Genomic DNA, 6523 nt, shown 5'->3' with positions numbered 1-6523 from the left:
ATTATACCAAACCAGATGGTTTCATGCTATTTTTATGCCAGTTATTATTGAATTTTCAAGGTGCATAAGCACTTATTCATGTGCGAAGTTTGAGTCATTAATAATAACTTCCTTCGATATGAACATATTCACGATTAGTTGGTTTGGTACTTAGTGGAATGTTTTTCTGCCTACCTGCTACGGAAGTAGAGTTTTGGCAAATACCCACATCATATTTATACTTCCAGGGATCATCACTACCCCAGTTGTCATAGATTGGAGAAGAAATAAACATACTATGTGAAGCCGTACCACTACTTACTAGTTGAACCAAATCTCCTAAGCGCATACTTGCAAAATCGCTAGTAACTGCTTTAATACCTTTTATAGAGGATGAACCAACATTATTCTTATAATATGTCCTAAAATAATTTGCACTTGTCCATGCCGGTGCTCTATTAGTAGAATTATAATAGTACCACTGATGTCCTCCAATTTCATCAAATGGTATTCCACCAGCTCTTAAACACTGAGATGTAAAATTAGTACAATTACCACCCATAGATTCAAAATTTACGTAACTAGAATTTGGTGAAAGCACATACGTGTAGGCATAAGATTGTGCTGCGTTTCTATTATACGCATGAAATCCAAATCCACTTAATATATTTTTTTCTTCAGCAGGTAATTTTCCCTTATTATCTATAGCTTCATTTTTTAGTAACTCCAGTTCAGATTTTTGTAAAGCGACATTATTTTTACTTTCTTGTAATAATATGTTTTTTGCCTTTTCTATGTTGTTAGTCATGGTAGTATTCGAAAAATTTCTATATAACTTTAATAAATCTTTTATTTCATCACTATAGTTGTCAGAAACAATTCTAAAAGTATCATTCTCCGATTTTACAATATCAATGATATGTCTTTCATATATACTTGATGGTTCACCCTTGAAACAGTTAAAATACATATCTGTATTTTTGTCTACAATCACATTAAATGATTCTCCATCATACGAAATATCTTCGAAAGAAAGAGTTGTTTTGTAGTCAGAATAGTGTAAATCAGAAATTTGGAGTAGTCGATGTTGAATTGTAGTGTCTATTGAAATATACTCTAAACAATTTTCAGATTTGTAATAGTTCTTCAATTCAGGACTAATAGACAGTTCGGATAATGATTTGTCAATAACATCAAAATATGATGAAACAAAACTTTTTACTTCTTCATAGTCTGAGTTTAGCATCTGGCTATTGGTTTGTGCAAGTGCAACTGTTTGTAGACTAATTGTCATTACAATTGCAAGTAGAAAACTTATAGTCTTTTTCATTTGATTTTCCTCCGTTCAAATTAATTACATAGAATATAGAATAGTAAAGTTATAATTACGTTAATAAAATTCAATCAATAGAATCACCTCTTTCGTTTGTTGATAATCAATATTTATCATTTAAAAAGCTATTTGCATCTGATGTAACACCCATAGCCGTGCCACTTGAATATCCATACATTATCGATGAGTTTTGATCACTAGAATAAGTATCTTTTCCTCCATATGCATGTAGCATCTCGTGTCCAATTAGCGTTTTCTTAGCTCTTTGACTTTTTCAGGAACTTCATCCTGAAAAAAAATCAAACTAAACTGAGTTGATGCAACCTGTGCGACTATCAAAGCCAAAAAGGCAAATGATATTCCAGCATATTTTCGTAGAAAATCAAGTTTCTTCATTTCTTTCCCTCCTTCTTTTTATACTTCCTATGAATAATGAAACAGATGCTGTAAAGGCACCCATCATAGTTCCTAGTGGAATGATATCGATTTCATTTGAAACTGCAACCATAATAATCGAAAACGTTGCCAGTACAGTTGCAATTACCTTACTATATCTTTTTACATGTTCCTTTTTCTCTTTTCTAATCTCCCTATTCCTATGATCAACTGGCGCAAATAAGAATATCAGAATTACCGTGATTAAGCACAACATCCCAAATTGCGGATATGTTATCTCATCTCTCAATTTTTGAATTGCGAACATATTGGATATATAAACCGAAAATGTTAGTATATTACATTTTCTAATCGTATTAGCGTGATACCCGCCAGCTATCATTCTAATTGGCATAAATCCAACAAACATAGATATTGTAGCAATCCAAAGGTTATATATTGCTGCAACAATGCTTATGCTCCCAAAAACCATAAAATTAATTAATATCTGTTCCGTACCATACCGATAAATCTCCAATTCATCGATTTCTATTATTTTTTCATCCAACAAAAAAGATGTTATAGCATTTGCAAACTGTTTCATAGATAATCTCCTTAACAATTTGATACTACTATAACATCCTGATTTTCATTTTCAATAGAAAGGGAACCAAACACCCCTGAAGAGCAACGAAAAACTTTACACATTGATATCTGGTAATACTATTTTTATAACGAACATCTCCCCCTCCAGTTCTGCTTGAAAGATTCCATTATATTTTTGAACAATTACTTTAACATTACCTAAACCTATTCCAAACTCATCATTTTCACGATAAGTCTTAGAAGAAATAAAGTCTCCGTCTCTTTGCCTTATTGTATTTAGTTCACATGAGTTTTTCATTTCAATTAGTAGGCTTTCGCGTTTATATTTCATCTTGAAATCAATTATTTTCTTTTTTTCAGCTTCTTTTATCCTTGAGCAACCCTCAATTGCATTATTCAATATATTCCCTAATACAATTGACAAGTCCATATCATCAATTTTAAGCTCTCGTGGAATGAACATCTCATCCTTAAATTCTATACCTTCTTCATATATACGGGATTTTCTATTGTTGATAAGAGCATCGACAATAACATTATTCGAAATAACTCCTCTCTTTCCGAGATCAAGTTCATCACTAAGCTTATGGATATAATCCACAGCTTTATTATAATCATTCTGCATTAAATAGCCATCCAGTGTTATTAAATGTCCCACCATATCATGTCGTACTTTCCTGACTTGATTATATCCTTCAATAATATTTTTATACTGTTCCTGCTGTGTACGCATTACATTTTCCCTGAACCTGTATTGGTTATTTTCGTTCACTTGAATAATGATACTATCAAACAAATAGAAGGTGATAATATTAATATACAGAATCGACAAACATGATATTACCGAAACGTAACTATAGCTATTCGTGATTATGGGCTCATATACACTGATAACAGCGAGTCCAACACTAACTATCGGGATTGATACAATCAGTAACCATGAGCCAATTGTTACTTTTGAGGCATTTCTACTTCTGTACCGGATAATCACTTCAGTCAGTGCCATAAGGATGATTTTTGAAACAACCCCTCCCAAAAAAAGATACATTGTATTCTGTCTGATATTCTGAATAACATTTCCAAAAACCGCTGTTAAAAGCAATGCTGCCAGTAACTCAGTCACAAATGAAAATATTATAAAAAAGACTGATGCTATCAGCTTAATCTGAATCCTGGCTTGATAAAAACAATATGCAATAATAGAATAAATAATGAAAGCAAACACCAATGCAATCCCTAATTCACTTGTAAGAATATTACCCGTGATAGCGACAATTAGTACTGTTATAAGGCGAATATTTCTTACTTTTGTTGTCAAGATTTTTTTTGTAAAAATATAGTCAAAAAATCGCATCACGATAAACAATCCAAAAAGATTATTTATCGCAATAATAATCTCCATTAGAACTTTTTCCATTTACATATCTCCCATCATGAAATTCATGTATCTTTCCTTAATCTGATTGCTTAATTTTTCACTATAATTTAAATTAATACCCGTAGTTAGTTTGATACCATCAACCCTGATTTCTTTGATATACTGCATGTTAACGAGATAGAATCTACTGATTCTGACAAAACCTTCATCTGACAACTTTTTTTCTACTTCAGTAATATTCTCATTATTAACATATACTTCTTCTACCCCGTGAATTGTAACCTTTTTCTTATTACTTTCGACATATACAATATCTGATAACCTAAGCACTAATGTTTTTTCTCTTGTCTGTATTATATAGTTCTTATTTTCATCCTCATTTAGCTTTATTATTGCCTTGTCTATTATCTTACTAAACTTTAGTTCTTCTATAGGCTTTAAAATGAATTCAAATGCGTTAATACTATATCCTTCTACAGCATATTCAAGTATGGATGTTATAATAATGATTATAACGTTTTTGTCATATTTTCGGATCATCTCAGCCGTTTGTATACCATTCAATTCTTTCATTTGCATATCAAGCAGTATTATTGAGAATCTTTGCTCTTGATTATAAGCCTTGACCAAATCTTCACCTGAATCAAATTTGACTATTTCAGCAGACTGAGCTTTTTCACTTTGAATTGTTAATCTTTCTATAATTTGTTGCTGTTGTTTATCATCTTCACAGATTGCTATCTTTAACATATTTTTCTCCCCTCTGAAAATGTATTAATGATAGTTTCAAGTCGGATTCCTTACTTTTTGTACGATATACTCTTCAAGATTTTCCCTTACTTTTAAAATCAACCCTTTCATATCTTATTATTTTTACATAACTTTACTATAATTGCCAATCATTTTTAATTATATGTTTATTGGAAGAATATTTCAATGCACTTCCTTTCTATATCTTTTATCTGTCCTCATTCACTGTCTAGTTTACAAAAAATCACCCAACTCACATTGACTGTGAATTAAGTGATTTTCGAATGTTTAATTTAGTACAATTTAGAAAGCTGTCTCTATTGTTACAAACATCCCAAAATGCTTCAGTGCATCAACAATCGCCTTTTCCTTATCTTCTGGACAATTTGGTTGCTTCGCAGTCTTCGCTACCGCTTCGGTCCGCGCAGAACAGAGGTCCACTGGACCTCTTGCTCCCTCCGACTTCGCCAGATTGTAATTCTCCCCAACTTCCAATCCACACTTCCTTTTTACCTGTGAAATATACAGATTGGAAACCTTTAATCCATGCTCTTTCAACACATAGTCCTTAATCTCTGCATAAGTCGCCTTGGTCTCAGCACTAGTCGCATCCAGCTCATCCAAGTCCAAGTCGACCTCAATTCGATCATTCGGTTTTTGTTGGGACAAAAGAACGACCGTTTCCACATGCGTTGGGTTTTGGAACATATCGTTCCAAGTATATTCAACAAATAATTGCTAAAACATTTCCTAATAAAATTCACTTCCACTAAATTGTACTTTGCAAACTTCGTATTGTGCTCATTTTATTAGTTACTAAATGCCAACACAAACATGTTTAAATTATCACTCACCAGATGAGGTTATTGCTTGACAATGTGACTGTGACAAAGATACTAGTGGATGTAATCCCCTGAAACCCCTTTTGTTTTATGATTCCCACTATAATTCCCCATCAACACAATCATTGATTTCTAATAATCTCCCACCCCACAATTGATTTTGATCCAAAACAAAAAGCCACATGCTCATCATGACCTCCCCTTCTCATGCATTGCCATTTCCAAGCATACTGCTTTATTATACATTTCATATACCGATTCCCATAATGCAGATTATCTTATAAAACAATCCATCATTTTTATTAACCTTCGTTTATATCCTATCAATAATATTCCTGATAATATCCACCATATTATCCGGAAACCAGTCATCATCCGTCTCTATATCCTGCAAAATGCGTATCAGTTCCTTGCCAATTTCCTTAGCCTCATCTCTTCGAAATGAATTATATAACAGTTCCAGCCTATCAATAATACTTCCTACTGCTTCATCAAAATTAGAAACATCCTTATAGGAAATGAAATTTTCACCGTCACTATATCTATTAATATTCTCAAGCAGATCTTCTGTCAGCTGCTTCTTGCCGACTTTCACCGACATCAATAATTCATCCTCTGCTAATACTGGCTCTGTAGCATCATGAATCTGATATTGCATAGAAAAACCTGCATAGGAACCGAGCATTTTCGCCATTTCATCGGGTGTGAACACTTCTCCATCAATTCGAAATACAATATCCCCGTGTCTATTATCTTCAATGCTAATAGTCCCCTTATTAGCCAATGAATAATACTGTTCATTTCGAAGAAGCAAATTATCAATTCTATGCTCCGTTCCCCGCTTTTCAATGGTCTTGCTTCTAACTGCTGTTATAATTTTCTGATAGAATCTGTTTATTACAACCCCAGTATCGTCATCAATGTGCGATATTTCTTTGACATGGTATCCTCCACCGACCTCTGTTGCCTCCCAGCTTACAATGGCGCCCAGAATCAGGTGCTTCAATTCGAACTGATGGACAGTTCCGTTTTTCTCGTATATATAAATAGTTTCCTGGTAATTAAAATCATCCTGTTTTTCGAAATGTTTCAGCATCCGGTCATTATGACATTTCATGCAAAAATGGCCGACTCCACTGATTTGAATGACGGATTCTTCTTTTTTACAGCAATCGCATAGCATGTACGTCTCTCCTTTTCCATTGGGATTACCCTTATCGCCAGACGGATAATATTCCTTACCGGCAGATGTCGCTTTAA

General features: G+C 33.3%; 6 protein-coding genes and 1 pseudogene. All 7 read right to left on the bottom strand.

Annotation, left to right across the window (positions count from 1 at the left end):
* Positions 1–97 precede the first annotated feature (97 nt).
* The 7 genes and pseudogenes from BJR36_RS11330 to BJR36_RS11305 all read right to left on the bottom strand — a co-directional run bounded on the left by BJR36_RS11330 (position 98) and on the right by BJR36_RS11305 (position 6446).
* Positions 98–1309, bottom strand: coding sequence for an amidase domain-containing protein (locus tag BJR36_RS11330; protein ID WP_091234246.1), 1212 nt, complete (start codon positions 1307–1309; stop codon positions 98–100).
* Positions 1310–1558: 249 nt separating this feature from the next.
* Entirely contained in the window at positions 1559–1708 is a 150-nt protein-coding gene (locus tag BJR36_RS20325) for a hypothetical protein (RefSeq protein WP_169823671.1), read from the bottom strand.
* A complete protein-coding gene (locus BJR36_RS11325; RefSeq protein WP_091234243.1) occupies positions 1695–2291 on the bottom strand; it encodes an accessory gene regulator B family protein in 597 nt (198 codons plus the stop codon). The genes BJR36_RS20325 and BJR36_RS11325 overlap by 14 nt, the downstream gene beginning before the upstream one ends.
* A gap of 96 nt (positions 2292–2387) precedes the next feature.
* Positions 2388–3710 carry a sensor histidine kinase gene (locus tag BJR36_RS11320; protein ID WP_091234240.1) on the bottom strand — a complete coding sequence of 441 codons (1323 nt, stop codon included), beginning with the start codon at positions 3708–3710 and terminating at the stop codon, positions 2388–2390.
* Positions 3711–4421 (bottom strand): LytR/AlgR family response regulator transcription factor, encoded by a 711-nt coding sequence (locus BJR36_RS11315; protein WP_091234237.1) that lies wholly within the window; start codon positions 4419–4421, stop codon positions 3711–3713.
* Positions 4422–4724: 303 nt separating this feature from the next.
* Positions 4725–5132, bottom strand: a pseudogene (locus BJR36_RS11310) (hypothetical protein); the annotation flags it as partial.
* A gap of 444 nt (positions 5133–5576) precedes the next feature.
* Entirely contained in the window at positions 5577–6446 is an 870-nt protein-coding gene (locus BJR36_RS11305; RefSeq protein WP_091234234.1) for a DUF7686 domain-containing protein, read from the bottom strand.
* Between the last annotated feature and the right edge of the window lie 77 nt (positions 6447–6523).

This window comes from Anaerobium acetethylicum (assembly GCF_900096945.1).
Classification (GTDB): domain Bacteria; phylum Bacillota; class Clostridia; order Lachnospirales; family Lachnospiraceae; genus Anaerobium; species Anaerobium acetethylicum.
This window is presented reverse-complemented; position numbering and strand designations above follow the sequence as displayed.

Coding starts and splice junctions, on each gene's coding strand:
- BJR36_RS11305 (WP_091234234.1), bottom strand. CDS start 6,446: ATGCTATGCGATTGCTGTAAAAAAGAAGAATCCGTCATTCAAATCAGT.
- BJR36_RS11320 (WP_091234240.1), bottom strand. CDS start 3,710: ATGGAAAAAGTTCTAATGGAGATTATTATTGCGATAAATAATCTTTTT.
- BJR36_RS11330 (WP_091234246.1), bottom strand. CDS start 1,309: ATGAAAAAGACTATAAGTTTTCTACTTGCAATTGTAATGACAATTAGT.
- BJR36_RS20325 (WP_169823671.1), bottom strand. CDS start 1,708: ATGAAGAAACTTGATTTTCTACGAAAATATGCTGGAATATCATTTGCC.
- BJR36_RS11315 (WP_091234237.1), bottom strand. CDS start 4,421: ATGTTAAAGATAGCAATCTGTGAAGATGATAAACAACAGCAACAAATT.
- BJR36_RS11325 (WP_091234243.1), bottom strand. CDS start 2,291: ATGAAACAGTTTGCAAATGCTATAACATCTTTTTTGTTGGATGAAAAA.